The organism is Anaerobacillus sp. 63XJN7_5_ISO-PGPR-S23-430, assembly GCF_056173695.1.
Genome location: NZ_CM149686.1, coordinates 2,815,900 through 2,842,457, shown reverse-complemented (window position 1 = coordinate 2,842,457; position 26,558 = coordinate 2,815,900). Strand labels below are relative to the sequence as shown.

Genomic DNA, 26,558 nt, shown 5'->3' with positions numbered 1-26,558 from the left:
TTGAAATAGGGGACATCGGTCGACACTCATATAGAGGTGAGTGGTATGAGTAGGAGAAGGGTGACCGGAGTTGGTTTCCTCTTTATGTGCTTGATGTTCGTGCTAGTTGGGCGATTGATTCAGCTACAATTAGTTGAAACGGAATCTTATTCAAAGCATGAAGTGAATTTAATAGAAGCTAGCATCGATCAGCGTACCCAATCTTATGTACTAGATGAAGGAAGGGGAACGATGCTAGATCGAAATGGTATTCCGATGAGTGAGACCATTCCAGCTTTGGTACTATTTCCGTTTTTGAAAGATCGGGACTGGCCGATTGAAGAGGTAGCAAAGATTATAAAGACTTCTCCTGATGAAATCGACCGCTCTTTTGATAAGCGAAAGCAACCATTTAATTATGAAAAAAGACTAACATCTGAACAGATGAGGCAAATAAACGAATTAAGTATTCCGGGTGTTTACGCTGTAAATAAACCATTGAACGAAAATCCGTTAGCTGCTCATGTTATTGGAAGTGTAAGACCAAATCCAGATCTAATCAAATCGAAATATCCTGAGAAATGGGCAGAAGGAATAATTAATGAACACACTAAATTAGGTATTTCAGGACTCCAGGCTGCTTTTGATCCCTTTTTAATATCTGAAGGAGATACCACACTCCTTTATCATGCTGATCGTCAGGGAAATCCTCTACTCGGACTTGATGTGAAGCTTTTTTCAACAACAGACTCTTTCTACCCCCTTCAAGTGAAGACAACGTTGGATATGGAGATCCAGAACAGCCTTGAGGAAGCGGTAGATGAAGCAGGTATTACAAATGGTGGAGCAGTTTTACTTGATATCGAATCGAACAATCTTATTGGAATGGTGAGTCGTCCTCTCTTTGAATCGGATGATCCACTTGGAAAAGGCGCAGTCAATCAAATGGTAAAAGGATATTTTCCAGGTTCGGTATTTAAAACGATTATTCTAGCAGCTGCCTATGAGAACGGGATAAAAGACACCCGCACATTCAACTGTGATCTAAATTTATATCGAGATGGACCTGGGAACCGTGACCTAGGAATCATGAACCTAAAGAGTAGCTTTGCAGCTAGCTGCAATGCCGCTTTCACAGAACTTGCTGAAGAGCTCATCAAAATTGATCCGGATGTGATTGAAAATACTGCAACAAAACTAGGGATTGGCAAAACTGTTGGCTGGGAAGATATGCTCTATCATTACGAAGATTTTAAACAGTTTCCCGACGAGTCGGAACCGGTCTTTTTTAAAGATGATAAAGATAAAGTTGTGATTAAGGCGATTGACCAAACAGCGATTGGGCAATTAAATGTTAAGTTAAGTCCACTGGCTATCGCCAATATGATGGCGACAATTGGAAGAGAGGGAGAAGCAAAACAGGTGAGGGCCGTTAGTGACATACTTTATAAAAATGGCACAACTTTCCTTAGTTTTAGTGAAAGAAACTTGAACGGAAAACTTTCGAATAAGGTAGTAAAGTCACTACAAGAATCGCTTCGAGAAGTAGTTGTAAGTGGAACCGGTCGTACATATTTAGCTGATTTACCAGTAAAAGTAGCTGGTAAGTCAGGTACTGCTGAACTTGGTGAAGATTTGTCATTTGATCATCAGTGGTTCGCTGGTTACTTTCCTTATGATTCTCCAAAGTATGCTTTGGTTGTTGTTGATTTCGAACGAAAGGAGAAAGAATATAAAACTTATGAAGCTTTTGCTTCAATCGTTAAGCTGTTGCAACAATTTGAGAGACAATAACGAAACAAAAGTCAAGCCTTCTACGAATCATTTAGAGATGATAAAATAAGAGCAACAGCTAAATAGAGGAGTGGATGGGTTTGAGATCACGATATGGGGACCGACATTCAAAGAGAAAACAAAATATCGTATTAAATAGTTTAATTGGAATTGTTCTCGCAGTGATACTTGTACTTGTTGCCAACATTGTGTTTACGGGTAACGACTCTCAACAAACAGCAAGTGAAGAACAACCAACAGCACAAACAAGTTCAGATGAAAAATCGAATAAGAGCAGTGACGATTCCATTACTTCTGATGAAGCCGACTCAAAGGATTCAGAGTCCAATGATTCAGATTCTGACAGTAGCGCTGATCAAGATAGTTCAAAAGATGAAAGTACTGACGAAGAGAAAGAAAAAGAAGAGAACGATAAAGAGAAAGAAGATAAAGAAGACCAGGACAAAGAAGAAGCTGATCAAGAGCCAGGTGAACCAAATCTTGAAGGACCGTGGGAGCCGGTGGGTACAGTGCAATCAGGTCCACATAAATCCAGTTATACCAAAGGTACTGATGACTGGAATGAAAAAATAAAAGCTGCAGAATCTGTTATGGGTCTATCAGAAGATCAAATGACGATCTGGAGAATAGGTGGTAATGGTGGGCCACAAAAGTCCTTTGCACGTGTTAGTAAAGCAGGATCTGGAAATCAAGTCTATTACATCGAACTTGAGTGGGTTGATGGAGAAGGTTGGAAGCCGGTTAGTGTTAAGCCAGAATAACAAAAAGCAGGAGCAAATGCTCCTGCTTTTTTTATTTAGCTTTAAAATGAACAACAGCAGAGTAATAAGGTCTGCCTGTTTTTTCATGTGTAAGAGCGTGATGCTGAACAGAATGAACTTGAAGCAGCAGTGCACGGTTGTTATCGATCTGAGTCTGAATTTTATTCTCGATTTCTTCAAGCGAAAATCCTTCGAAAAATTCTACTTTATCATCTATCCGTTCAAGGGAAAAACTCATTTATTGCTCCTCCTTAAAATACTTTCCACATAACAGTGTACACATTTTTGTTAAATCATACAAATTGATATTCAAAAAAGAATATGATAAGTTAGAACCATAATGCATATTATTCATACCTTAATACTATGAATTAAAAACAGGAAAGCGATGTGACAGCAATGGGAAGAGAGTTTATTGATTTATTTGAGCGCTGGGCTGACTCGTATGACACAACGGTGTCTGGTCAAGATGAAGAGTATCGTGATGTCTTTAAGGGATACGACGGCATTCTATCTGCAGTTGCTCAAGCTTCCTCAGGCCACGTGTTAGAATTTGGCGTTGGAACAGGGAACTTAACTTCTATTCTACTTAAGAAAGGCTTGTCGGTAACCGGTATAGAGCCATCAAAAGCGATGAGAGAAAAGGCGAGTGAAAGATTACCTCATGTCACGCTTCATGATGGTGATTTTATGGATTTTCCAACTCCGACTAACCCTGTACAAACAATCGTGAGTACCTATGCATTTCACCATCTCACTGACGAAGAAAAAAGTATCGCCATTCACAAATATAGCCAACTACTGGCTCAAAATGATAAAATTGTATTTGCGGATACAGCATTTAAGGATGACAATGCTAGAGTAAAGATGCATGAGAAAGTGAAAGCAAAGGGATATTACAATTTGCTACAAGATTTACAGTCGGAATATTATACGACGATTTCAGTGTTGGAGACATTATTTCGAAAGCATGGATTCGACGTTACTTTTACTCAACTAAACGATTTTGTTTGGTTGATGGAAGCCATCAAAAATTGAACAAGTAAAGGAGTTCGTCATGAAGATCGGTATTATTGGAGCAATGGAAGAAGAAGTTAGAATTTTACGTGACCGTCTCGATCACAGAGAAGAACAGGTGATTGCAGGATCTGAGTTCACTACAGGAAGCATAGATGGCCAGGAGGTAGTTCTCTTAAAATCAGGCATTGGTAAAGTGAATGCGGCCATCGGAACAACATTAATGAATCAACTATTTAAACCAGACTACATTCTCAATACAGGCTCTGCGGGTGGATTTAATCCTGAATTAAAAGTAGGCGACATCGTGATTTCTTCAGAAGTTCGTTACCATGATGTAGATGCAACCATTTTTGGTTACGAATACGGCCAGGTTCCTCAAATGCCGGCTCTTTATGAACCGAACAGCATGCTTGTTGAAGCTGCTGAGCGAAGTGCTGAGAAAGTAACGGAACATCAGGTAGTAAAAGGAATGATCGCGACTGGCGATTCCTTTATGGATGATGCGGAGAGAGTTGACTATGTCAGGTCAAAACTTGCGAACCTAGACGCTGCAGAAATGGAAGCAGGAGCGATTGCACAAGTTTGTTATCAGTTCGGTACACCTTTTGTGATTATCCGCTCACTTTCTGATATTGCAGGGAAAGAATCAAATATTTCTTTCGATCAATTTCTTGAGACAGCTTCAATTAATTCAGCAAACTTAATTTTAAATCTAGTGGAGGAGTTGAGTAAGAATGGCTAAAAAAATGAATGTAGAAAGTTTTAATCTTGATCATACAAAGGTAGCAGCACCATATGTTCGTCTAGTAGGCGTAACAAAAGGACCAAATGGTGATGAGATTTATAAGTATGATATTCGTTTCAAACAACCAAACAAAGAGCACATGGAAATGGCTGGTCTACACTCAATCGAACACTTGATGGCAGAAAATATTCGTAATCATATGGAAAACGTCGTTGATATTGGTCCGATGGGATGCCAGACTGGGTTTTATCTTGCGGTTCTAAATCATTCAAACTACGACGAGATTCTAGAAGTACTCGAGAAAACATTGCAGGATGTTCTAAATGCACAAGAAGTACCAGCGTGCAACGAAGTACAATGCGGCTGGGCTGCTAACCATAGTTTAGAAGGAGCAAAAGAAATCGCAGACGAAATGCTGACACATCGTGATGAGTGGCACATTATCTTCGCCAAATAGAAAGGATTTCACGCTATGGAAATCTTTCATAATATTCATGAGCTCGTAGGCCGAACTCCGGTCATCGAGCTCCATCATTTTGATCTACCAGGAGGCGTTCGCCTTTTTGCAAAGTTAGAGTTTTATAATCCTGGGGGAAGTATTAAAGATCGTCTTGGTCAGGAACTACTTCAGGAAGCGATTGATCATAATCGAATAGCCCCGGGCGGAACATTTATTGAGCCTACAGCTGGAAATACAGGCATTGGTCTTGCTCTTGCAGCGGTTAATCGAGGGTACACCGTGATGTTTGTGGTTCCAGAAAAATTCAGTATGGAAAAACAGGATTTAATGAGGGCGCTTGGTGCGAAAATTGTCAATACCCCTACTGAGCTTGGAATGAAAGGGGCAATAGCTCGAGCTGAAGAGCTAATTGAGGAAATCCCTAATTCATACATGCCTCGTCAGTTTGGTAATCCTGCTAACCCACTAACCTACTACAAAACACTTGGTCCAGAGTTGTGGAAGCAGCTTGACGGTGAGCTTGATGTTTTTGTAGCTGGGGCTGGAACTGGTGGAACATTTATGGGTACAGCTCGCTATTTGAGGGAGCAGAAGGCGAATGTGAAAACCGTTATTGTAGAACCCGAGGGATCCATTTTAAATGGTGGAGAATCTGGTCCTCATAAAACAGAGGGGATTGGTATGGAGTTTCTACCTGATTATATGGACGAAGCCTACTTTGATAGTATTCATACCGTAACAGATGAAGTAGCCTTCAAACGTGTAAAAGAGCTCGCTGAAAAAGAGGGCCTTTTAGTTGGAAGTTCCTCTGGAGCAGCGCTCGAGGCGGCTCTTATCGAAGCACAGCACGCTCGTCCCGGAACAAATATCGCTACGATTTTTCCAGATAGTAGTGAACGATACTTAAGTAAGAAGATTTATCAAGGAGGCATTTAACCAATGAAGCCAAAAACAAAACTTATTCATGGTGGGATTACCGGTGATCCACAAACTGGAGCTGTATCGGTACCGATCTATCAAGTAAGTACTTACAAACAAGAAGCTGTAGGAAAGTTCAACGGCTATGAATATTCCAGAACAGGGAATCCAACACGTCATGCACTAGAAGAGCTGATTAAAGACCTTGAAAATGGCGTCGCAGGATTTGCATTTGGATCCGGAATGGCAGCCATTTCCTCTGTTATGATGATGTTTAATTCTGGAGATCATGTTGTTATGACAGATGACGTTTACGGTGGAACTTACCGTGTAATGACAAAGGTTTTAAACCGTCTTGGTATTGAATCAACTTTTGTCGATACGACTGATTTAGCTGTTGTTAAAGCTGCGATTCAGGATAATACGAAAGCGATTTACGTTGAAACACCAACGAATCCGTTGTTGAAGGTGACCGATATTAATGCCATCTCCAAATTGGCAAAAGACCACAATCTTCTAACAATCGTTGATAATACGTTTAATACGCCTTATTGGCAAAATCCAATTGACCATGGTGCTGATATCGTTCTTCACTCAGCAACAAAGTATTTAGGCGGGCATAGTGATGTCGTTGCTGGACTTGTTGTTGTTAATTCAAAAGAGCTGGCGGAAGAAGTGCATTTTGTTCAAAATTCGGCAGGTGCCATTCTTGGACCGCAGGATTCATGGCTGCTTATTAGAGGATTGAAAACACTTGGGGTTCGTATGGAAGAGCATGAGAAAAACACAGCGAAAATTGTCCAATTCCTTAGTAATCACCCATCAGTCGAGAAAATATATTATCCTGGGCTAAGTACACATCCAGGTAATGATATCGCTGTTAATCAGTCTCGTGGCTTTGGTGGTATGATCTCTTTTGATATCGGAAGTGCTGATAAAGCAGATGAGCTGTTAAGCAAAGTGAAATATTTTACTCTTGCTGAAAGTTTAGGAGCGGTGGAAAGTTTAATTTCAGTTCCTGCTCGCATGACTCACGCTTCTATTCCGAAAGATCGACGAGATGAGCTCGGCATCACAGAGGGTCTTGTACGTATTTCTGTTGGACTTGAGGATGCAGATGATTTAATTGAAGACCTTTCAAACGCATTAGGATAATAGTAGAACCCTTATCTGATATATTTGGATAAGGGCTCTTTAATGATTGGAAAGAGTTACATCTCTAGTAGACCCGTTTCTTATGGTAGAATAAGAGACGGGAGAGGTGAGCGCTATGAAGCAACTTCAAGACAAAATGACAGATTATAAACGTTTTGCGTTTGTATTGCTTAGTCTTAGTGTTTTCTTATATATTGGTTCTTTTCTTCCAGTTGAAGGGAAGACGGATGGTGCAGCCCTTATTTTAACGGGTGGTGGGTTTGTACTCGTTGGGATTGCGATTTTCTTCTATTCTCGCGCTATCGCTATTCAAAAAAAAATAAACGAGCAAGATATAAACTATTAAACGATATATGATGAATGATCCATATGTTTTAATGAAAGCCGCTTCTTTTTTGGAAGCGGCTTTTGTATTTCCTAATAAGTCATGATTTCTTTAAGGCGTCCCTGCCATTTCTCGTCATCAAGAATAATTTGAAAAGAGATTCTTCTGTTTTTCTCGTACGCATCACTTGTATCTTCTTCAATAACTGGTTTATATTCTGAATATCCCGTTGCCGCTAAATATTTTGCATATTCTGGAGTATCTAGTTTAGGGTTTGCTTTCATCAATTCCTTTACAACTGCGACAGAGCGATCAGCTGAAAGTTTCCAGTTATCATAGGGAACTTTATCAGTATGTCCTTCGATTAAGATGATATAGAGGTACTGACTAATATCTTCTTCATCGATTAAATTAGCAAAAACATCCGCCAGGTCGTTTAAAACTTTTTTCCCCTGAGGGCTAATTTCGGCGCTTCCTGTATCAAATAAAATATCTCCTTCGACTGAAATCGTATTATTTGGTCCGCGAACGATCTTATCTTTGCCAACGTTTTCTTCAAGCTGTTCCTCAATTAAATCACTAATATGCTTTTTGACATCTGCTACTTTGGCAAGCTCTTGTTTCATAACCGTTTGGTCATATGCATCATAGATCATTTGAACGAACGCGATGATCGCGATAAAGAGCATGACAAGAACGATCATCGCCATCATATCAGCAAAACTAGGCCAATAATGTTCTTCATCACTCTGTATTTGAAATCGCCTTTTTCGATTTTTCATCGATTGTCACCAATCATCCTTGATTGGACATGCTGCTGTGCCATAGATTGACGACGCATTTGCTCCTCGTACAAGCGTAGCTGTAGTTGATGTGATTCTGAGAGCTGGTGTTGAATATCTTTTAGCTCTCGAGCTAGACCTTGGTAAAGAGAATCAAGACTGTTTGATATAGCTCTCATTTCATGCTGAAGAGGTTGATCACGCTGGTCCCGTTCCATTCGATGAATAATTGGCTCCAGTGCTTCACGCTTAATTTTATCGAGAGAGCTATACCAGGCTTTTTCAAGCTGTAAAACTGATTCAGCGAATTCTTGAGAAGCTCTTCCATATTGATTTTGCTTATCTTGATAGCGGTAATACCATTCATCCTGCATTTGGTGAACGCGCCTCTCAAGCTCCTCCTGCGAGCCTTGGAACCGCTGCATTTGTTCATCTAAGCCTCTTAAGTAATGTTGACCTGTTTCTTCTGCTTTCTTTTGAGTTTCCTTGATTAATTGATCCGATCGTTGAACAAGCTGCTCGAATTTACGCTGACCAGATTCATGGTGTTTAGATAAAGATTGAAGTTGACTTTCGAGTGTTTTTAATCGATTCCCAAGATCGATAATTCCGTTCGTTGCTTTTTCTTGAACACCGTCAAGCTGGGTAAATGAGTCTTTAAGTTTTATCCCGAATGATTCCAACGTCTCGGTGCTACTTGAGAATTTTTCGGTATATTCACGTTGAGCTGTTAATGTAGCTTGAACGTCTTTCATCGCCTGTTCAAGACCAGCTGTAAAGTGGACCATATTAGTAGAAAAATCTCCAAGTGTTTCATGAAAACTATCTTGAATCCTACATGCAAGGCGATCTAATATGCGTTCCATTTCATCGTGAGGTTTTTCCTGCGTTAAGCTTGCATTTAGATTATGATCAAGAAGGGACTCACAATCCGAAATGATTTTCTCCAAATAATAAGCAGTTGTTCGCCCATTTGTTAATACACCATTTTGGATAAGTGTTAAAAATAGAGCATTACCAATCCCGGCTATGCTTGTGATGAATGCAACGCTCATTCCTTGAAAAGGACTTGAGATCGCTTCAATCACGGAAGCAAGATTGAGGTTTGCATCTTCTGGTTTCTGTGAAAGAAACATAAGCGTTTCTTGCATCGATGAAATGGCGAGTGTAAGTCCGATAAAAGTTCCTAGTATTCCTATGATAATGGAGGTAGGGGGTAGCTGCTGCATGAATCGCATCATTCCACCTGCTGGAACACGAGCAAAGCCAAATAGAGGAACGGATTCTTTATAGAAATGTTTCTCAATAAGAGCTTGTGTATTGACTTGAGATACGCCTGCTAAATGGTATGACTTGTATTCTTTCATAACATTTTGAATCCATGGTGCAGTATGAGTCGTTGAATCATTTTGTATCTCAGCATTCTCAATATCTCGGAGCCATTTTTTCATTTGTAAACTAATCTGAATCGTAGCTGTTACCCCGAACACAGCAAGAAATCCAATGATAAAGAGGACGATTGTTGTCACGTTCAGCATATGTTCACCTCCACTTTGTATATATGTATGTCCTCTTTAGCAGAACTTTCTTGGTTTCTTATAATATAAGGGGATTTAGGACAATGTTGAAGATTGTCGAAAATATTCATATAAATAAAATATTTAGGAAATTTAGTAAAAAAGGTTTACTTAAATGGTGGATTTGGATATACTTACCTTTGTAAACAAATATGAAAAAAGGAGGTCGAACAGAATGATGAAAATGATGAAAGCAGATGCAACGACTGTAACTGAATATGCACAATCTGTTCGACCAGTGCCTCGATAAGAGGAATCCTTTTTAATATCGGATTGAAAAGCCGCAGGTCGATGCCTGTGGCTTTTCTATGCTTTTTTTGCCGCAGGCTAATATCCTGCGGCTTTTTGTGTCCAAAAATGGAGAGGAGGAATGTAAATGGTAAATGGAAAAGTGTTGAACGTAAAGCAACTAAAAAGGAAAAAATGGGTCCCCAGAAGTAATTGAATAGAAAGGAGGTCGTTAACATGTTGCCATTCCATTTAATGATCATAACAAAAGTGAAGGGTGCTTTTCATCGTAGTTTATCTACGGAACTACATCAGCGCTCCATTCATCAACGCATGTCAGAAGCCGAAATGAAACGAAACCGAGCTTCGATGTGGTTATCCTAATTTAAAAGACAGTAAGGAGAAATGATCATGTTAACGATACATTTAGTTTTTGTCACAATTCGTCTTCGCGTTCATGAACGAACTTTAGCTGAGGAACAACATTATTTGCGAGTGAAAAGACAAATGAATGTAAGAAGTGAAAAACCAATCTGGATGCATTAATACCAAAACGGAAAGGAAGAGAATGATGATTATCGATCAGAAGAAATTAGCCATTCAAAAATGGATCGCAGTAGAGAAAGGGTTAACCTGAAGTAATCTATCTGGAAAGGAGTGAAGTGGAATGACTTTACATTTATTGTTTGTTACAATCACTTTTTCGATCAAACGTAATCGGCATACGCTTGATCAGGAATTAGACCATAAGAGAAGGCAAGAACTGATTGATTCAAACCAATACAAACAAAGTTTCTATATCCATCAATAAGTCATAAGGCAGGCGCTCCCTGCCTTATGACTATTTTCTTGAATGCATCGCTATTTTGTATGAAAAGGTAAGATGCGAGTCAAAATAGTAGTGTACATATAGCTGAATCTGTTTTTAAAAGTAGGCAAAGGGGTATTGATTAGTAGAGAAAATTATATAAAAATAAGAGATGTGGTATTTAAAAGGAGTGACAATAATGAGAGAAATGCAAAAAGAAATTATTGAAGAGCTTGGTGTACAACCTTCAATTGATGTAAAAGAAGAAGTCAAAAAGCGCGTTGGATTTTTACAAGATTATCTCAAGAAAAGTGGAACAACTGGATTTGTTCTTGGAATATCAGGTGGACAGGATTCTTCACTTGCAGGGCGTCTTGCACAAATTGCAGTTGAGGAACTTCGTGAAGAAGGAACTGATGCAAGTTTTATTGCTGTGCGACTACCATACGGAGAGCAAAGTGATGAAGATGACGCTCAGGCCGCACTCAAGTTCATTAAGCCTGATCAAACGGTTACGATTAATATTAAACCTGCCGTTGATGCTTCAGTCTCAACATATCTTGAAGCCACAGGAAATAGCCTTACTGATTTTACAAAAGGCAATAACAAAGCTAGAGAGCGAATGATTGCTCAGTATAACATTGCAGGCGATGAGAAGAAGCTTGTTATTGGAACAGATCACGCAGCAGAAGCTGTGACGGGCTTCTATACGAAGCATGGCGATGGGGCATGCGATATCACGCCTCTTTTTGGTTTGAATAAACGTCAAGGTAGAGCGATTCTTGAAGAAATCGGTATGCCAGACCATCTTGTGGAGAAAGTGCCGACAGCTGATTTAGAAGATGATCGCCCAGCACTTCCTGATGAAGAAGCGCTAGGAGTAAGTTATAAGCATATCGATGATTACCTTGAAGGAAAAGAAGTTCCTGAAGAGGCTTCTAAGACAATTGAGAATCATTTCATTAAAACAAAGCATAAGCGAAACATGGCCGCAACAATATTCGATAGCTGGTGGAAGTAAGATGAGAAAGAGACCTGAATAAGGTCTCTTTTTTTTGCGTATGAATAAATAAAACAGGAGATGGTGCTATCAAGGTGAAAGGGTTTGGGGACATGAGCGATAATATAAATTATCTTCAAGACATTAGTCACAAGCTTCTCAGAGATTCAGGTTTAGATGTGCAAATTCAATTAAAAGACTATTTTCCTGAGCGAAGACTAATAGGAGGAAAATATTCATTAGAAACGAATCAAGTCACAATTTATGTAGAAGAGGTACGAACGCAGTGTGTTAAGTTAATTGGATCAGAGGAACAATTTCTTGATTTTTTCACTGTGATTTTGGCTCATGAACTTGGTCATGCCGCAGACTCTAACCTTCCTATTTTAGCTAGTAAGAGGGCACATACTGAGTGTTTAGAAATGAAGAAGCAAGTATCCGTCCTAATTGAAAATAATGCCTGGAACTATGCTTACAATCTTGTTCCACAATTCAAGGACATTCTAGCGCTTCTAAAAGAACACTCTATGAAGCTTTATAAGTAAAACTTTATAATATGTAATTTTCTGAAAACATATACAGATGATAAACACCTTGTTAAAATAAGTGAAAAACGTGCTTCACATCCATTTAACGTAAAGGTGTGACGTTTATGAAGGTAATCAAAACGTATTACCCGAAAGTGAAAGCAGTCGAATTTTTTATGATGCTTGTGTATAGTATTGTCGTTTGCTTTGGCACCCTATTGTTGTGGTTAAAAGAAGATTTAACATTTGAACGCTGGCGAAGTTTCATGCTAATTGGGCTCATTTATGTCTTGTTTTGTACCTTTCTTAGTTTCTGCATTCGAACACAGCGAATCGAACTAACAGAATATAGGATCGAACACAAGTTACTAGGATTTAGCTGTCGAAGTGTAGCTTTTTCGTCCGTTAAAGAAGTTATGTTTGGAAAAATAAACGGTTCCCCAGTTATTGCTATTATTAACGAAAATACTCAAAAGCCTATCTTTGTCCCTTATATTCCATTTGAAAAGGACTGGGATGAAATTAGTTCTTTCATAAAGGAACGAAATCACACGGTTATTATAACAATTTAAAGAAGCGCCTATTTGGCGCTTCTTTAATGTTTAGAAGTTCGGTTATGGCATTGATGGTTCTAAAGCGACGGCTGGACCGAAAAACTCGAAATGCATTTTATCTTCATCGACTCCGAGCTTTGTTAATGCTTCTTTAACAGCCTTCATAAATGGAAGTGGTCCACAGAAATAATAATGCGTATTGCGTTCTAATGGAAGAATTTCTTTTAACCATTCGCTCGTTACAAATCCTTCTTTTTGATAACTGTTTTTCATAGAATCCTCTTTCGTAGGGGATTCGTAACATACGAAATAGTCCATAGATGGATGATTGAGAGTCTTAAGTTCCTCGTCAAAAGCATGGACATTTCCATTAAGTGCTGCATGAACAAAAGTCGTTTTTCTATTTTGATCTGCGCTGGTCTTCAGCATACTTAGCATAGGTGTTATACCTACCCCACCACTTAAGAGAACGATTGGAGATTGATCTTCCTCCAAATAAAAGTCACCTGCAGGAGCGGTTAAGCTTAACTCATCATTTTCTTTAACATTGTCGTGTAAATAGTTGGAAACGATTCCGTCAGGTTTTGAAGGATTTTCTTCTTTTTTCACAGATATACGATAGTAAGGTTTACCAGGAACGTCAGATAAACTGTATTGACGAATATGAGTGAATTGATCTCCTGGAATATGAACTTTGACACTAATATATTGACCAGGTTTAAATGAAGCAATTGGCTCCCCGTCAGCTGGTTTTAAATAGAATGAGGTAATTACATCACTTTCTTTCTGTTTCCTGTCGACAACAAAAGTGCGTTCAAGGTCCCAACCACCCTGTTGTTTTGCTGCGTCTTCATACATCTCTTCTTCCACCTCGATGAAAACGCTAGCTATGACGCCATAGGCCTCTTCCCATGCAAGTAAAATTTCTTCTGTTGCATCTTCTTTAAGAACTTCTTTAATAGCCTTAAGCAAATATTCTCCTACAATTGGGTAATGTTCTGGTTTAACACCAAGGCTACGGTGTTTATGAGCAACTTGTTTAACAACAGGAAGAATAGTTTCTAATTGATCAATATGTTTGGCAGCTGCATAAACTGCATTTGCAAGAGCTTGTTGTTGTCTTCCTTGTTTTTGATTAGCGTGATTAAAAATATTTAATAGTTCAGGATGGTTCTCAAATAGCATTTCATAAAAACGCTTTGTAATTTCAGTACCGTGAACTTCGAGGACAGGTACTGTTGATTTAATTGTAGTAATGGTTTTAGGTGATAACATAGATAAAACCTCCAATATTTTAAAGATGCATTTTTAATACATCTTTATAGTATCGAATTGTTATTTGAAAAGCAATATAAAATATACATCTTTAAAGAAACGTTCACATCTTATAGAAAGCATTGTAGAACACTATGTTTTAGGAGGTATGATAAAATAGACCCATGAACAATGGAGCGAAAAGAGGTTGAAGGAACATGCGTTTAACTAATTACACGGATTACTCGTTAAGAATGCTGATTTATCTTGGTAGTATGAAAGAGGATAAGTTAGCTAGCATACAAGAAATCGCTAATGCCTATCAAATTTCAAAAAATCATCTCATGAAAGTAGCACATGAGCTTGGGAAAAATGGATATATCGAAACGATTAGAGGGCGAAATGGAGGATTGCGACTCGCTCATCTCCCAGAAGATATTAATGTAGGAAAAGTTGTAAGAAGCACTGAAGAAGACTTCAATTTAGTGGAGTGCTTTGATAAGGAAAATAATAGTTGTGTGATTAGTCCTGCTTGTCGATTAAAACATGTCCTACATGATGCCTTATCAGCTTATTTTGAAGTTTTGGATGGTTATCAGCTGTCTGATTTAATTATAAACGATGAGATGCTCGTTAAACTATTCAACACTAATCTATAGCGTAGCAATCTAATTATTTATGAATATACTGTCATTAGAGGAGAGTGGCAGGTATGGAATGGTTAGAGCTGACAGGTCTTGGCGGAATCGTTGCTATCCTAACAGTTATACGTTTGAAGTATGGACGTTACTCCACCCATCATCGGTATTTAAGGGAAGAAGTTATGTCTGAGAAGTGGGCAAGAGAAAAGAATAGAGATTATAACGGTTGATAAGACGTTCCAGTCAGGGGCGTCTTATTTTTTTAATTAGAATTCCATAAGGACAGACACGTAGGGGTAGGCATTCACATAAACATAAGATATAGTAAAAGCCCATCTTTGGGAGGTGAGTATGTGTCATTACTGGCAGCACTTGCTTACGTATGTAAGGAAGTTCTTTTCTTTGTCTCGTTTGTGAAGAACAATGCTTTTCCTCAGCCTCTCTCAAGAAAGGACGAAAGAAAGTATTTAGAACTGATGGCAAAAGGTGATGAAGATGCACGAAATCGTCTGATCGAGCATAACCTCCGTCTTGTCGCTCATATTGTGAAGAAGTTTGAAAATACAGGTGAAGACCCTGAAGATCTCATTTCGATAGGGACAATCGGATTAATTAAAGCAATTGAAAGCTACTCTACTGACAAGGGTACTAAGCTAGCAACCTATGCTGCAAGATGCATTGAGAACGAAATTCTGATGCATCTCCGCGCTTTGAAGAAAACGAAAAAAGACGTATCTCTTCATGACCCCATAGGTCAGGATAAGGAAGGGAACGAAATTTCTCTGATCGATGTCTTAAAAGCAGAAACGGAAGATATTGTTGAATTAATTCAGTTAAACATGGAGAAAAAGAAGATATATGAGTACATTCATATTTTAGATGACAGAGAAAAGGAAGTTATTGTTGGGCGATTTGGTCTGAATCTTGAGAAGGAATTAACACAGCGAGAAATAGCCCGACAGCTTGGGATCTCACGAAGTTACGTATCTAGAATTGAAAAGCGAGCACTAATGAAACTGTTTCATGAATTCTATCGTAATCGAAAAGAAAAAGAGAGTGGAGCCTAAACCTGCCAAAGTGCAGGTTTTTTTATGTTTGTTTCATCAATTGGTCATAACGCTAATAGGAAAAATAACTTCTCTCTTCTCGTGAGAAATATTGGCAGTTTGTTCGTAATACGATCGGAACAAACAATCTGAATGAGGGGGTGTATGAAGTATCAAAAATAAAAAGGGTATCTAACTCATCATCAGTCGGTCGAAATAGTCTATTTATCAAAAGAAAATCAGCTTTCTGAATGAGTTGTAACATTTTATGTTGTAAATGTAGAAGAAACAATTGGATTTTGTCATTTAAGAAAGATAGTTTGAATGTTTAAAACTGAACAACTCTTTGTTGACTAACCATGTCAATTTGCCAGGAGCAAGGACTCATTAATGAATTAAAAGCTAAAAAGAGCAAAAAAAAGGACTCCGGAGGTTTTCCTCCGAAGCATTTTAAGGTTGGTCTCTTATAGTTTAACACACAAAAGCAAAAAAGCAATAACGCATTGAAGAGTTTATTATTTCTCCTCTGCGTTAGTGTTATATGTTGAGAGAACTTTTCGTGTCCATATTTTATATCCTTCTCCATTAAGATGAAGCCCATCAAATGTGAAATCTTTATTTAACTGACCAAACTCTACTAGCTCTGGATAAATATCAATAAATTGATAATCATACAGATTCGAAAGATCTTCTAGGCGTTTATTTAAATCCTTAATGATTGAATTATTTAGTGGGTGACCAGTTAATGCTGTGTTCACCGGAAATAAACTTTGCACATAAACTTTTGTGTTAGGTGATTGCGTTTTGAGCGTATCTAGAATTTGCTTATAATTGGTTTCAATTTTGTTTACTGACTGCCCAGCAATCATATCATTAATACCAATTAACAAATAAATCCGATCTGGCTTTGCTTTTACGACTTCTTCAATCCTGTTTAGAACTCCTGTAGTCGTATCCCCAGCAATACCGCGATTTAATACTTCATGGTCACTAAGAGCTTCCCCCCACTCATAATAATCAGTCAAACTATCACCGAGGAAAATGGTTTCGCTTTCCTCATGTTTATAAGAGTCATAAATGCTCTTTTTAGTCTGATAATATTTAGTATAATACGTAATGTTTTTCTTCTTTGATTCTGAATCATTTTCGGGCATTTCATTTGCATTGGTTCTTAGAAAATCTGTTTGGTTCTCAGCCAATGCAAGCAAAATAACAAGAGATCCCGCAACTAGAATCAGAATCCATGTCTTTTTCTTCACAACTATCACACTCCTATAGATTACGATAGGTATTATACCCTATCTGAGTTAATGCGAAAGCTGAAAATGGTATTAAATTTAAAAATGAGTAAAAAAACCCCCAAAATTGGAGGTTATAGCGAGATGTTTGTCTTTTTTTGTAAGAAATCAACATCCTGATAGTAAGCATCCTTTACAAGAAGGTTGGGTCCTAGACACTTTACTGCAGGGCAATGACAACTTATGCTTTGAGCCATTTTACTTTCTTGCCATTTTTCGTAAGCATCATTCAGATTAGTATCTTTAATATTTCCAAGTGGTGGCGTATCTCCAAAATCAGTTACGATAATATCGCCATCGAAAATATTCATATTTAATCTAGAACGTCCATCTGGGTCATTTCTAACAGTGACATTAGGTTCTGAATATAATCTTTCGAGAAGTCTAAGGTCTTCTTGATTGGAACTGCATGGGTAAAATGGAAGGGTACCGAATAAGAGCCAAACATCTGGATCTCGATTATCTAATAAACGGTGAATTCCTTCTCGAATTTCATCCAAAGAGGCAATATCAAGACCTGAAGCGAAGTCTGACGGATACATCGGATGAACTTCATGACGCTGGCACCCCATGTCTGCTATTTGTTGATGAATGCTCACGATATTTGGAAGAGTTCTACGATTAATCATTGTCTCCGCTGATACGATGACACCTTTAGATGTTAAATCTTTTGCATTCTCAACCATACGATGGAAATAAGCTTCCCGCTGTTTGAGAGATGGCTTCCTTTCCATAACAGCGAATCCAATGTCAGTGAAATCGTCTATGCTTCCATAATTATGTGAAATATGTAAAACATCAAGATAGGGTATGATCAAATCATATCGCTTACGATCAAGCGTTAAATTTGAATTGATTTGTGTTCTCGCTCCGCGTTCATGAGCGTATTTAAGAAGTGGAGCTACATATTGCTTAACCGATTTCATGGAAAGCATTGGTTCACCACCCGTAATACTTAACGCCCTAAGTTTTTCTACTTCATCAAGACTACGAGTAATAAGGTCTAGAGGAAGTGGATCAGGATCCTTTGGTTGCAATGTATAACCAACTGCACAATGTTCACATCTCATATTACATAAAGTAGTCGTTGTTAGTTCTATGTTGGAAAGAATCATATTTCCATATTCTTCAACATCCATATAAGCTTCCCATGGGTCATAGCTAGGCGTTATTGTTTTCATTGGTGTTATCATTTAAATCGACCCCTTAGTGTTAGTTCAAGGCTTACACCCTTCTATAATTGTAGAACATAAAATGAAGGATGAACAGATGTAGTAATGAATTTAGAAAACTCCGCCAATGTCCATACATTTTTGATCAACCTATCATAGACTGTAATATCTACCAATAGATTGTTTGAAGGAGAGAAGGAGGGGGAGCATGAGTTACGGTTATCCCGGTTGTGGTTATCCTTATCCGCCTTACCCATACCCATATCCAGGCTATGGCGGAGGATATTTTGCCTTAATCGTTGTTCTACTAGTATTACTACTTGTTATTGGCGGAGGATACTATTACTACGCTAATCATTATGGAAGCTATAAATAATTTGATAAATCTATAACAATAATTTCAAGGACACGGTCAACATGTAAAAAAGCAAGTACGAAAGGGTTTAACCCTTTTTCGTACTTGCTTTTTGGTTTTGTGCTTTATCAAGATCATCTCTCGTAGTTTTATCCCAGAGCGGAACACCTTTTTGATAAGCAGCTCTAGAAATCATATGTCCAGAAACTGGAGCTGTCATCAAAATGAAAATAATACCGAGAATGAGCTTTCCACTTATCATTTGTTCTTCAAAGATAAAATAAAGGAAAGCGGCAATGAGGATTCCAGCTACTCCTAGAGTAGCGCTTTTTGAAGCAGCATGTAGACGAGTATAAACGTCAGGAAGTCGAAAAATTCCAAGTGCTCCAGAAAAAAGGAAAAACGTGCCAATGATCATAAAAATGCTAATCACGACTTCTTTCAATGATAACACCCTTTTCCAGAAATTTAGCAATAGCTACTGTGCCTATAAAAGCGAGAATTCCAATAAGAAGAATAATATCATTGAAATACGCTGTTTCCAGTTTGATTGCTAGAATACCCGCTATTGCCATAAGATTAATGCCGATTGTATCCAGTGCAACAGCACGGTCAGGATTTGAAGGTCCTTTTATTGCTCGATAGAGTAAAAATAGGGTAGAGATTGCGATGATGACGATACAAATGGTTGATACAGTAGATAAAAGAGAAGTCATCTCGTCACCTCCATAATTGCTTTCTCAAATGTGCCTTTAATTTCTTTAATAACCTCATCTGCATCAGGTGCGTCCATAGCATGGATATAAATGTGCATATTATCTGGAGCGACTGAAACCGTTAGTGTCCCTGGTGTTAATGTAATGAGATTTGCGAGCATCGTAATTTCCCAGTTTGTTCGAACATCAATGGGTACAGCGATAATGCCTGGTTCCATTTTAAGATTGGGACTATATACGAGCTTAACAACCTGAACATTAGCCATAATCAGCTCTTTAATAAACAAAAACAATAACTTAAGAATCGCCCAAAGACGATAAAAGTAAAAGCGGTCTGGAATGAAACGCTCCATTAATAGAAGTAATCCGATTCCAAATAAATAGCCTACAAAGAACGTACTAAAAGAGTAACTTTCAAAAAGAAACATCCAGAGAACGGCAATAATCAGGTTTATGATAATTTGTATTGGCATGCCATCTACTCCTTCATAACCGAATCAATATAATTTGCTGGATCAATCATTTGATCCGCAATTGTTTGAACCGTAGGATAAATAAATTCTGCACCTAATCCAAGAAATATCGTGAAAATGAGTAAGAAAGTAGCAGGCATTATTTTACCTTTAGTAGAGTTAACTGTTGAAACATATTCCTGCTTTGCCTCTCCCCAGAATCCATTAATAAAGATGCGGATAACAGAAAGAAGAATTAAAAGACTGGTCACTAATCCTATAATCGCTAGTACATAATGTCCTTCCTCGAAAGCACCTCTTAGAATAAGGAGTTTACCGATAAATCCACTAAATGGCGGTAATCCAGCAAGCGCTAATGCTGCAATGAAAAAGAGCCATCCAAGGACTGGTTGATTTTTAATAATGCCACCCATCTTTCTTAAATCTGATGTGCCGGCGTAAGCCACCATAGCACCAACAAGGAAGAAGAGTGCTGCTTTAATAATCATATCATGAAGCAAATAATAAATTGTGCCTGCAAGAGCAGTTGCTGAGAACGTGCCAATACCAAGAATCATATAACCAACTGCTGGAATGATATTATAGGCAATAATCAATTGCACATTATTCGTCGAAAGGGCCCCAATCACACCGAAAACAAGCGTGAATCCTGCCAGTACAAGCAAAATTTGATGCGTAACTGTAAGGTTATAGACGAAGATCAGAGAGAAAACTCTTAGTATAGAATATACCCCAACTTTGGTAAGTAACGCTCCAAATAATGCTGAAATAACAGTTGGTGGAACTGTATAAGACTTAGGGAGCCAGAAATATAATGGGAAAAGCGCACCTTTCGTTGCAAAAACGATCAATAACAAAATGCCAATGGTCGTTAACACACCATCCTGTTGAACTTCACCGATCCGTTCAGCTAACTGAGCCATATTGACTGTCCCAACTACTGCATATAGAAAGGCGATCGTTGTAACAAACAGCATAGATGAAAATAGATTGATAATGATGTATTTAAAGGACTCTCTGAATTGTTCTTTGGTCCCACCAAGAACGATTAATCCGTATGAAGCAATAAGCAGTACTTCGAAGAAGACGAATAAGTTAAATAGGTCTCCTGTTAGAAACGCACCACTAACACCCGCAATGAGAAGTTGAAAAAGCGGATAAAAGTAAAACCGTTCGCGTTGTTCATCAAGCGAATTAAAAGCATAAAAAGCACATGCAACCGCAATGATATTCGCAGTGACGACTAACAACATAGCAAGCGGATCGGCGACCAGAACAATGCCATAAGGCACTGTCCAATCCCCGGCTTTTAATACGATCGTGCCGTTTTGAATCACATTAAATGCGATGACAGATACAACTGCGAGATTGACTAGCACCATAATGCGTGTAATCAATCGTACAAGTGGCAACCGTTTATTGAGGAATACAAGAATGATTCCAGTTAATAACGGTAATAAAATTGGTAGTATAGCTAGATTACTCATTTTCGTTACCCCTTAACTTCTCCATATTATCAGTACCGTTCGTTTGATATGTCCGATACGCTAGCACAAGAAGAAACGATGTCACACCGAAACTAATAACGATGGAAGTTAATATAAGTGCCTGTGGTAACGGATCAACATAACTTGTTACGCCTTCTGCAAGGATAGGAGGTTTTCCACGATTTAACTTTCCCATCGTAATAATAAAGAGGTGTGCTCCATGAGACAACAGTGCCGTACCGATAATGATTTTAAGAATTTGTTTTTGCAGCATCATGTAGACACCTGCTGTAAAAAGCAGACCTGCAAGTACAGACATGATAATTTCCATTAATCATTTCCCTCCTTCTTACTCGGACGCAATTTAATCATTGTGAAGATGCCGAGCGCAGCAAGTCCAAGTACAAGGATTTCAAGCATCGTATCAAGTCCACGGAAGTCAACAAGAATAACGTTAACAACGTTGTCTCCTCCGCCCAATTTATAGGAGTTTTTAAGAAAGTACTCTGAAATTGGTTCAAACAATTTCGTACTGTGTGAAGCGATTCCTATCATAGTTACAAGAACCCCTACAGATATAGAGATGACCCAGTTAACGGCGTTTGTTCTTTTGGATTCCTTCTGTTTATCAAAATTAGGCAAGTGATAAAAACATAGAAGAAATAGTGCAACCGTTACGGTTTCTACAATAAGCTGAGTGAGCGCTAAGTCTGGTGCTCGGAAGAAGACGAATAATAGGGATAATCCATACCCTACGATTCCAAGTACTAGAATAGCGGCAATACGATTCTTCATAAAAATCGTTCCAAAAGCAGCGCCGGCCATCACAATCGCTATAAGTAACTCAGGAATAGCAATCGGGGCCAGGTCATCAAATGACATTTCGAAGCCTCCAGTAACACTTATGGTGATGGAGACAAGAGCTATGAAGAAGATTAGGATATATATCATGTAATGCCTGAGAGATCCAGTCATATAACCATTCGTTAATTTCTTAGATCCATTTATGATGCCGTTTATAATACCATCATAGGCTTTAGCTGCAGAAAGTTTACCAGGTAAAATATTGTATATACGTTCCCATTTTGTACGGGTCAGATAGAAAACCGTTCCTAGCAAAAGTACAGCTAAACTCATGTAAAGAGCAGGCCCTAATCCGTGCCAGAATTTAATATGCGTTTCACCAGCTGAACCGGCTATGGAATCCACCATTGGCGAAAGAAGAGAATGCCCAAAAACGTTCGGAACAAAAGCAATGACGATCACAAGAAGTACAAGAATGATTGGCGAGATAAGCATACCAATCGGTGCTTCGTGTGGTTCTTTAGGTAATTTATCCCTTTGTTTACCGGTAAATGTTCGGAAGAAAAGCATAATGGAATAAACAAAAGTGAAGATACTTCCGCCAACTGCTAAATAAGGGAAATAAGGTGAAACAGCTTCAACAATTGTAGATGCATTTTCAAAATGCAGGGACGATTCAAAGAACATTTCTTTACTCAGGAAACCGTTTAGAAAAGGTAGCGGGAATCCTGCCATTGAGAATGTGCCAAAGAATGCTAAGGTTGCAGTGATTGGCATGAACGTAAATAGGCCTCCGAGCCTTCTAATATCTCGAGTGCCTGTCTCGTGATCAATAATACCTGCGACCATAAAGAGACTCCCTTTGAACGTAGCGTGGTTCAAAATGTGGAATACCGCTGCAAGAATAGCCACTTCAGTACCAAAACCTAACATAGCCATGATCATACCCAGTTGACTAATCGTCGAATAGGCGAGGATAGCTTTAAGATCTGTTTGTCTAACCGCCATATAAGATCCCCAGCATAGCGTGAGCAATCCAAATCCACTAACAATCAAGAAAAAGAGATCGGTACCTGCGAAGATGAGGCTTAACCTCGCAACAAGGTAGATACCAGCTTTAACCATAGTAGCTGAGTGTAGGAAGGCACTGACTGGTGTTGGTGCTTCCATTGCGTCAGGTAACCATGTATGAAATGGAAACTGAGCTGATTTCGTAAAAGCTCCCAGTAGTACGAGTACTAAGATGAATGGGAAAAGGGAAGACGTAACAATCATCTCTCCGCTTTCAATAATCCCCCTAATACTTGCCGTTCCTGTGATATCTGCCATGAGTAAAAAACCACCGAGCATGGCTAGACCGCCAAAAACAGTAATCATCATGGATTTAAGGGCACCAGATGTTGATTTCTCTCGTTGGTACCAGTATCCAATTAGCAGGAATGATGAAATGCTCGTTAATTCCCAGAATGTGTAGAGAACAAATAAATTATCCGACAACACAACCCCGAGCATGGCTCCCATAAACAATAGGAGATAGACATAAAAATGGCCAAGCTTTTCGGCTTTACTTAAATAATAAATGGAATAGAGAACAACGAGTGATCCAATTCCAGTGATCAAAAGCGCGAAAAACAGGCCAAGACCATCAATATAGAATGTAACGTTCACTCCGAGTGATGGAATCCACTCAAACGTTTTAAGTGTATGTACACCCTGCGTAACTTCTTTTATAAACGTAAGAAAATACCCAAACAACACTATCGGAACTAAAAGAACAAACCATCCTAAATGGACTTGTTTGACGCCCCGATAAAGTAACGGGATGAAAAACGCTGCCAGAAAAGGTAGCAAGACAGCTGCATGAAGCATTCTACAAAAACCTCCCCACTAATGCTCAATATGATAAAAGTTCAAATGAACTCATATTGCGATACCTCAATTGTAATCAAAAACCGACACGTTTATCAACTTTTCCTGTTTAAAAAAGCAACTTTCCCGTATAAGTTTTCCAAACATCGCCGATTCTATTTGCGAAAGGAGGATTCACGTGATAAAATCCATTTCTATTCTTATTCCTATCCTTATATTGTTAACGGCGTGTCAAACGATATATAAAAGCGAGGATCAATCTCCATTTGGTCCAAGAGAATATTTTCGCTCAATAGAAATGGCTCCCATCGGAGCCGCAATAATGAAAGATCATAAACCGTTAAGTTCATTAGAAGCTATTCGAAAAAAAATAAAAAATGAGTCTGCTATAAATGATGTCATTATTTTATCCCGTAATGACCAAACGGTGGTGGCGTTGAAACCTTTTGCATATACAAGACAAGATATTGAGCCATTGCTTACAGAGTACAAGGAATGGTTTCAAGCAGAAGGATTGGCGGTTGTCTTCTTATCAGAACCTGATCACTTTCGAAAAGCGAAGAAAATGAAGACGACTGATGAAGTAACAAGCGAAGAGTGGACTTCTTCATGGGGGAACTACTTTGAAATCGAATAAAATAAAAAGGCCAACCCTGGATACGATCAAGGTTGGCAATGTTTAAATCCCGATAAGAGAAACTTGCTTATCAAGTCTGCGCCTTTTGATCTCACGTTGAATAAGACCAATAAAGTCGCTACTTAGCTTTAATTCTTTTGCCTTATAAAAGGATTCAATCAATAAGTCATCTGATAACTTTTCCATGATTAAGCACCTCCTGAATAAGGTTCTATTCTCCGTCTAGTCCGCATATTGTGTATGTGGATCTTTTATTTGCAGTAAGCTTACCACGTAAACATACGGAGAACAACCGTTCCGTTATCCACAGTGAAGAGTGGATAATTTGTGGGTATCATGTTTATATCTTAGTCATTCACAATGATTTAATGGTTTGTTTATGTTAATAATGTTATCCACATATTTTGTGAATGACATAATGTGTCGAAAAATTTTGATTTTATTATTTTGTTTTCATTTTGTTCATTCGTAAGTTAATAGTTGTACGAGGTGAAAATATTGATACAATAGGGATGTCACTAATAGTAGGAGTGTTGCAATTTGCTAAATAAGTTTTTACCAAATGAACATGTACAAGACATCTTTCAAATAAGCCCAGAATTATTGAAAGAGCGAGGCATTAAGGGCATTATTACTGATCTCGATAACACCCTTGTGGAATGGAATAGAGCTGACGCCACACCTAAGTTGCTAAAATGGTTTAAGCAAATGAGTGATGAGGGCATTCTCGTTACCATTGTTTCGAATAATAATAAGACAAGAGTAGAAAAGTTTGCCTCACCAGTTGAGGTGCCATTTATATATGAAGCTCGAAAACCGATGACTAAAGCTTTTCGGAAAGCGTTGAAGGATATGAATCTTAGCGCAGATGATACTGTAGTTATTGGAGATCAAATTTTCACGGATGTGGTCGGAGGAAATCGCATGGGCCTTCATACAATTCTTGTCGTGCCAGTTGCAAGCACAGATGGGTTCTTTACGAAATTCAATCGAAAAATAGAAAGCATTTTCCTTACCTGGATGAAACGAAAAGGGAAGATAAATTGGGAGGAATAAGTTTGGACAACGAACAAATTATTTGCGCCGGATGCGGTGTACACATTCAAACAGAAGACAAAAACGTACTTGGCTATGCACCACCGTCTGCACTTAATCGAGACGTCATTATATGTCAGCGTTGTTTTCGTTTAAAGCACTATAATGAAATTCAAGACGTTTCTTTAACAGATGATGACTTTTTGAAAATACTAAATGAAATTAGCCAAACGGATGCTCTTATCGTCAAGATTGTCGATATCTTCGATTTTAATGGAAGTTGGCTTCCTGGTATTCAGAGATTCGCAGGAGGAAATCCTGTTTTATTAGTTGGAAACAAAGTAGATTTGTTGCCCAAGTCAGTAAACAAATCAAAGTTAGTAAAGTGGATGCAAACAAGCGCCAAAGAGAATGGACTAAAGCCTGCTGATGTCATGTTAATGAGTGCAGAAAAAGGCGATAGCGTTATGGATGTAGCAGGTGAAATTGATCGCTTGAGAGATGGAAAAGATGTTTATATAATTGGCTGTACAAATGTTGGTAAATCAACTTTTGTAAATCAACTTATACAAGAGTTTGGCGGAGATGAAGAGCAAATGATTACAACAAGTCAGTTTCCAGGTACAACACTTGACTTGATTGATATTCCGCTTGATGATGGAAACACATTATATGACACTCCAGGTATTATTAATCATCATCAGATGGCACACTTTGTCAACGCTGAGGAATTAAAAGTGATTAGTCCAAAGAAAGAAATTAAGCCTAAAGTATTTCAGTTAAATGAAGGACAAACGCTGTTTTTCGGTGGACTTGCACGCCTTGATTTTGTTGAGGGCGGAAGACAGTCTTTTATTTGTCATGTGTCAAATGATCTCTATATCCATCGTACAAAAATTGAGAAGGCTGATGATCTTTATGATGAGCATCTAGGAGAACTTCTTTATCCTCCAGGATATCAGTCAAAGAAAGAGCTGCCTGCTCTAGTTGGTCATGAACTCCGGATCAAAGAGGAAAAGATGGATATCGTTTTTTCAGGTCTAGGATGGGTAACCGTATCCGGTAAAGGAACAACTGTGAAAGCATATGCACCTGAAGGAGTAGGCGTGTCTATTAGAAAATCACTCATCTAGGAGGC

General features: G+C 38.5%; 34 protein-coding genes. 21 read left to right on the top strand and 13 right to left on the bottom strand.

Going from position 1 to position 26,558, the window contains the following annotated elements:
• Nucleotides 1–45: 45 nt before the first annotated feature.
• Both AC0VYJ_RS15050 and AC0VYJ_RS15045 read left to right on the top strand, forming a co-directional pair.
• Nucleotides 46–1,773 (top strand): peptidoglycan D,D-transpeptidase FtsI family protein, encoded by a 1,728-nt coding sequence (locus AC0VYJ_RS15050; protein ID WP_475365533.1) that lies wholly within the window; start codon nucleotides 46–48, stop codon nucleotides 1,771–1,773.
• 80 nt (nucleotides 1,774–1,853) lie between these two features.
• The gene (locus AC0VYJ_RS15045; RefSeq protein WP_475365532.1) at nucleotides 1,854–2,534 is read left to right on the top strand and encodes a YrrS family protein; all 681 of its coding nucleotides are present in this window, start codon (nucleotides 1,854–1,856) and stop codon (nucleotides 2,532–2,534) included.
• A gap of 31 nt (nucleotides 2,535–2,565) precedes the next feature.
• On the opposite strand, the gene AC0VYJ_RS15040 is transcribed toward AC0VYJ_RS15045, so the two are convergent.
• The gene (locus AC0VYJ_RS15040; RefSeq protein WP_194219452.1) at nucleotides 2,566–2,772 is read right to left on the bottom strand and encodes a YrzA family protein; all 207 of its coding nucleotides are present in this window, start codon (nucleotides 2,770–2,772) and stop codon (nucleotides 2,566–2,568) included.
• Nucleotides 2,773–2,933: 161 nt separating this feature from the next.
• Here AC0VYJ_RS15040 and AC0VYJ_RS15035 point away from each other — a divergent pair, with 161 nt between their 5' ends.
• The 6 genes from AC0VYJ_RS15035 to AC0VYJ_RS15010 all read left to right on the top strand — a co-directional run bounded on the left by AC0VYJ_RS15035 (nucleotide 2,934) and on the right by AC0VYJ_RS15010 (nucleotide 7,178).
• The gene (locus AC0VYJ_RS15035; RefSeq protein ID WP_194219453.1) at nucleotides 2,934–3,572 is read left to right on the top strand and encodes a class I SAM-dependent DNA methyltransferase; all 639 of its coding nucleotides are present in this window, start codon (nucleotides 2,934–2,936) and stop codon (nucleotides 3,570–3,572) included.
• A 19-nt stretch (nucleotides 3,573–3,591) separates the two neighbouring features.
• The gene (gene mtnN / locus AC0VYJ_RS15030) at nucleotides 3,592–4,296 is read left to right on the top strand and encodes a 5'-methylthioadenosine/S-adenosylhomocysteine nucleosidase (protein ID WP_194219454.1); all 705 of its coding nucleotides are present in this window, start codon (nucleotides 3,592–3,594) and stop codon (nucleotides 4,294–4,296) included.
• The gene (locus tag AC0VYJ_RS15025; RefSeq protein ID WP_194219455.1) at nucleotides 4,289–4,756 is read left to right on the top strand and encodes an S-ribosylhomocysteine lyase; all 468 of its coding nucleotides are present in this window, start codon (nucleotides 4,289–4,291) and stop codon (nucleotides 4,754–4,756) included. The genes mtnN and AC0VYJ_RS15025 overlap by 8 nt, the downstream gene beginning before the upstream one ends.
• A gap of 15 nt (nucleotides 4,757–4,771) precedes the next feature.
• The gene (locus AC0VYJ_RS15020; RefSeq protein WP_194219456.1) at nucleotides 4,772–5,695 is read left to right on the top strand and encodes a PLP-dependent cysteine synthase family protein; all 924 of its coding nucleotides are present in this window, start codon (nucleotides 4,772–4,774) and stop codon (nucleotides 5,693–5,695) included.
• Nucleotides 5,696–5,698: 3 nt separating this feature from the next.
• Nucleotides 5,699–6,832, top strand: a complete 1,134-nt coding sequence (locus tag AC0VYJ_RS15015) for a bifunctional cystathionine gamma-lyase/homocysteine desulfhydrase (protein WP_194219457.1) — start codon at nucleotides 5,699–5,701, stop codon at nucleotides 6,830–6,832.
• A 115-nt stretch (nucleotides 6,833–6,947) separates the two neighbouring features.
• Nucleotides 6,948–7,178, top strand: coding sequence for a YrhC family protein (locus AC0VYJ_RS15010; protein WP_303531811.1), 231 nt, complete (start codon nucleotides 6,948–6,950; stop codon nucleotides 7,176–7,178).
• 71 nt (nucleotides 7,179–7,249) lie between these two features.
• Here the strand turns inward: AC0VYJ_RS15010 and AC0VYJ_RS15005 are convergent, their stop codons facing one another.
• The gene (locus AC0VYJ_RS15005; RefSeq protein ID WP_194219459.1) at nucleotides 7,250–7,939 is read right to left on the bottom strand and encodes an OmpA/MotB family protein; all 690 of its coding nucleotides are present in this window, start codon (nucleotides 7,937–7,939) and stop codon (nucleotides 7,250–7,252) included.
• Complete coding sequence (locus tag AC0VYJ_RS15000; protein ID WP_475365531.1) at nucleotides 7,936–9,477, bottom strand: hypothetical protein; 1,542 nt, start codon at nucleotides 9,475–9,477, stop codon at nucleotides 7,936–7,938. The genes AC0VYJ_RS15005 and AC0VYJ_RS15000 overlap by 4 nt, the downstream gene beginning before the upstream one ends.
• Nucleotides 9,478–9,981: 504 nt before the next feature.
• On the opposite strand from AC0VYJ_RS15000, the gene AC0VYJ_RS14995 reads away from it, so the two are divergent.
• The 6 genes from AC0VYJ_RS14995 to AC0VYJ_RS14970 all read left to right on the top strand — a co-directional run bounded on the left by AC0VYJ_RS14995 (nucleotide 9,982) and on the right by AC0VYJ_RS14970 (nucleotide 12,651).
• On the top strand, nucleotides 9,982–10,128 hold the full coding sequence (locus AC0VYJ_RS14995; protein ID WP_194219461.1) for a hypothetical protein: 147 nt from the start codon (nucleotides 9,982–9,984) through the stop codon (nucleotides 10,126–10,128).
• 27 nt (nucleotides 10,129–10,155) lie between these two features.
• On the top strand, nucleotides 10,156–10,290 hold the full coding sequence (locus AC0VYJ_RS14990; RefSeq protein ID WP_276511805.1) for a hypothetical protein: 135 nt from the start codon (nucleotides 10,156–10,158) through the stop codon (nucleotides 10,288–10,290).
• Nucleotides 10,291–10,411: 121 nt separating this feature from the next.
• On the top strand, nucleotides 10,412–10,555 hold the full coding sequence (locus tag AC0VYJ_RS14985) for a YrzI family small protein (RefSeq protein WP_194219462.1): 144 nt from the start codon (nucleotides 10,412–10,414) through the stop codon (nucleotides 10,553–10,555).
• A 196-nt stretch (nucleotides 10,556–10,751) separates the two neighbouring features.
• Nucleotides 10,752–11,573, top strand: coding sequence for an ammonia-dependent NAD(+) synthetase (gene nadE / locus AC0VYJ_RS14980; protein ID WP_194219463.1), 822 nt, complete (start codon nucleotides 10,752–10,754; stop codon nucleotides 11,571–11,573).
• 92 nt (nucleotides 11,574–11,665) lie between these two features.
• A complete protein-coding gene (locus AC0VYJ_RS14975) occupies nucleotides 11,666–12,097 on the top strand; it encodes a hypothetical protein (protein ID WP_430244139.1) in 432 nt (143 codons plus the stop codon).
• A gap of 107 nt (nucleotides 12,098–12,204) precedes the next feature.
• Nucleotides 12,205–12,651: a hypothetical protein gene (locus tag AC0VYJ_RS14970; RefSeq protein ID WP_475365530.1), complete on the top strand. Its 447-nt coding sequence runs from the start codon at nucleotides 12,205–12,207 to the stop codon at nucleotides 12,649–12,651.
• A 42-nt stretch (nucleotides 12,652–12,693) separates the two neighbouring features.
• On the opposite strand, the gene hmpA is transcribed toward AC0VYJ_RS14970, so the two are convergent.
• Nucleotides 12,694–13,908, bottom strand: coding sequence for an NO-inducible flavohemoprotein (gene hmpA, locus AC0VYJ_RS14965; protein WP_194219466.1), 1,215 nt, complete (start codon nucleotides 13,906–13,908; stop codon nucleotides 12,694–12,696).
• Nucleotides 13,909–14,105: 197 nt separating this feature from the next.
• Here hmpA and AC0VYJ_RS14960 point away from each other — a divergent pair, with 197 nt between their 5' ends.
• From AC0VYJ_RS14960 to sigK, 3 genes are all read left to right on the top strand, one after another.
• Entirely contained in the window at nucleotides 14,106–14,546 is a 441-nt protein-coding gene (locus AC0VYJ_RS14960; protein WP_194219467.1) for an Rrf2 family transcriptional regulator, read from the top strand.
• Between the two features lie 53 nt (nucleotides 14,547–14,599).
• Entirely contained in the window at nucleotides 14,600–14,758 is a 159-nt protein-coding gene (locus AC0VYJ_RS14955) for a hypothetical protein (protein WP_194219468.1), read from the top strand.
• Between the two features lie 123 nt (nucleotides 14,759–14,881).
• Nucleotides 14,882–15,595 carry an RNA polymerase sporulation sigma factor SigK gene (gene sigK / locus AC0VYJ_RS14950; RefSeq protein WP_404681504.1) on the top strand — a complete coding sequence of 238 codons (714 nt, stop codon included), beginning with the start codon at nucleotides 14,882–14,884 and terminating at the stop codon, nucleotides 15,593–15,595.
• A 494-nt stretch (nucleotides 15,596–16,089) separates the two neighbouring features.
• Here sigK and AC0VYJ_RS14945 read toward each other — a convergent pair whose 3' ends face one another.
• Together AC0VYJ_RS14945 and yfkAB are read right to left on the bottom strand one after the other, a co-directional pair.
• Nucleotides 16,090–16,833 (bottom strand): GDSL-type esterase/lipase family protein, encoded by a 744-nt coding sequence (locus tag AC0VYJ_RS14945; RefSeq protein ID WP_430244148.1) that lies wholly within the window; start codon nucleotides 16,831–16,833, stop codon nucleotides 16,090–16,092.
• Between the two features lie 113 nt (nucleotides 16,834–16,946).
• Entirely contained in the window at nucleotides 16,947–18,065 is a 1,119-nt protein-coding gene (gene yfkAB, locus AC0VYJ_RS14940) for a radical SAM/CxCxxxxC motif protein YfkAB (protein ID WP_430244150.1), read from the bottom strand.
• A 187-nt stretch (nucleotides 18,066–18,252) separates the two neighbouring features.
• Between yfkAB and AC0VYJ_RS14935 the strand changes: the two genes are divergently transcribed.
• Complete coding sequence (locus tag AC0VYJ_RS14935) at nucleotides 18,253–18,420, top strand: hypothetical protein (protein ID WP_194219472.1); 168 nt, start codon at nucleotides 18,253–18,255, stop codon at nucleotides 18,418–18,420.
• Between the two features lie 67 nt (nucleotides 18,421–18,487).
• On the opposite strand, the gene mnhG is transcribed toward AC0VYJ_RS14935, so the two are convergent.
• Genes mnhG through AC0VYJ_RS14905 form a run of 6 tightly spaced genes read right to left on the bottom strand, consistent with a single transcriptional unit; the run spans nucleotide 18,488 to nucleotide 23,748 of the window.
• Nucleotides 18,488–18,853, bottom strand: coding sequence for a monovalent cation/H(+) antiporter subunit G (mnhG, locus tag AC0VYJ_RS14930; RefSeq protein WP_475365529.1), 366 nt, complete (start codon nucleotides 18,851–18,853; stop codon nucleotides 18,488–18,490).
• A complete protein-coding gene (locus AC0VYJ_RS14925; RefSeq protein ID WP_194219474.1) occupies nucleotides 18,825–19,115 on the bottom strand; it encodes a Na(+)/H(+) antiporter subunit F1 in 291 nt (96 codons plus the stop codon). The genes mnhG and AC0VYJ_RS14925 overlap by 29 nt, the downstream gene beginning before the upstream one ends.
• Entirely contained in the window at nucleotides 19,112–19,588 is a 477-nt protein-coding gene (locus AC0VYJ_RS14920) for a Na+/H+ antiporter subunit E (RefSeq protein ID WP_475365528.1), read from the bottom strand. Before AC0VYJ_RS14920 ends, AC0VYJ_RS14925 begins: the two co-directional genes overlap by 4 nt.
• 5 nt (nucleotides 19,589–19,593) lie before the next feature.
• Nucleotides 19,594–21,075, bottom strand: coding sequence for a Na+/H+ antiporter subunit D (locus tag AC0VYJ_RS14915; RefSeq protein ID WP_430244154.1), 1,482 nt, complete (start codon nucleotides 21,073–21,075; stop codon nucleotides 19,594–19,596).
• Nucleotides 21,068–21,406, bottom strand: a complete 339-nt coding sequence (locus AC0VYJ_RS14910; protein WP_194219477.1) for a Na(+)/H(+) antiporter subunit C — start codon at nucleotides 21,404–21,406, stop codon at nucleotides 21,068–21,070. Before AC0VYJ_RS14910 ends, AC0VYJ_RS14915 begins: the two co-directional genes overlap by 8 nt.
• Entirely contained in the window at nucleotides 21,406–23,748 is a 2,343-nt protein-coding gene (locus AC0VYJ_RS14905) for a Na+/H+ antiporter subunit A (RefSeq protein ID WP_475365527.1), read from the bottom strand. The genes AC0VYJ_RS14910 and AC0VYJ_RS14905 overlap by 1 nt, the downstream gene beginning before the upstream one ends.
• 178 nt (nucleotides 23,749–23,926) lie before the next feature.
• Here AC0VYJ_RS14905 and AC0VYJ_RS14900 point away from each other — a divergent pair, with 178 nt between their 5' ends.
• Nucleotides 23,927–24,385, top strand: coding sequence for a hypothetical protein (locus AC0VYJ_RS14900; RefSeq protein WP_194219479.1), 459 nt, complete (start codon nucleotides 23,927–23,929; stop codon nucleotides 24,383–24,385).
• A gap of 42 nt (nucleotides 24,386–24,427) precedes the next feature.
• Here AC0VYJ_RS14900 and sda read toward each other — a convergent pair whose 3' ends face one another.
• Nucleotides 24,428–24,571 (bottom strand): sporulation histidine kinase inhibitor Sda, encoded by a 144-nt coding sequence (gene sda, locus AC0VYJ_RS14895; RefSeq protein WP_194219480.1) that lies wholly within the window; start codon nucleotides 24,569–24,571, stop codon nucleotides 24,428–24,430.
• Nucleotides 24,572–24,925: 354 nt separating this feature from the next.
• On the opposite strand from sda, the gene AC0VYJ_RS14890 reads away from it, so the two are divergent.
• Both AC0VYJ_RS14890 and yqeH read left to right on the top strand, forming a co-directional pair.
• Nucleotides 24,926–25,441, top strand: a complete 516-nt coding sequence (locus AC0VYJ_RS14890; protein ID WP_194219481.1) for a YqeG family HAD IIIA-type phosphatase — start codon at nucleotides 24,926–24,928, stop codon at nucleotides 25,439–25,441.
• Nucleotides 25,442–25,443: 2 nt separating this feature from the next.
• Complete coding sequence (yqeH, locus tag AC0VYJ_RS14885) at nucleotides 25,444–26,553, top strand: ribosome biogenesis GTPase YqeH (RefSeq protein WP_475365526.1); 1,110 nt, start codon at nucleotides 25,444–25,446, stop codon at nucleotides 26,551–26,553.
• The last annotated feature ends 5 nt before the right edge of the window (nucleotides 26,554–26,558 follow it).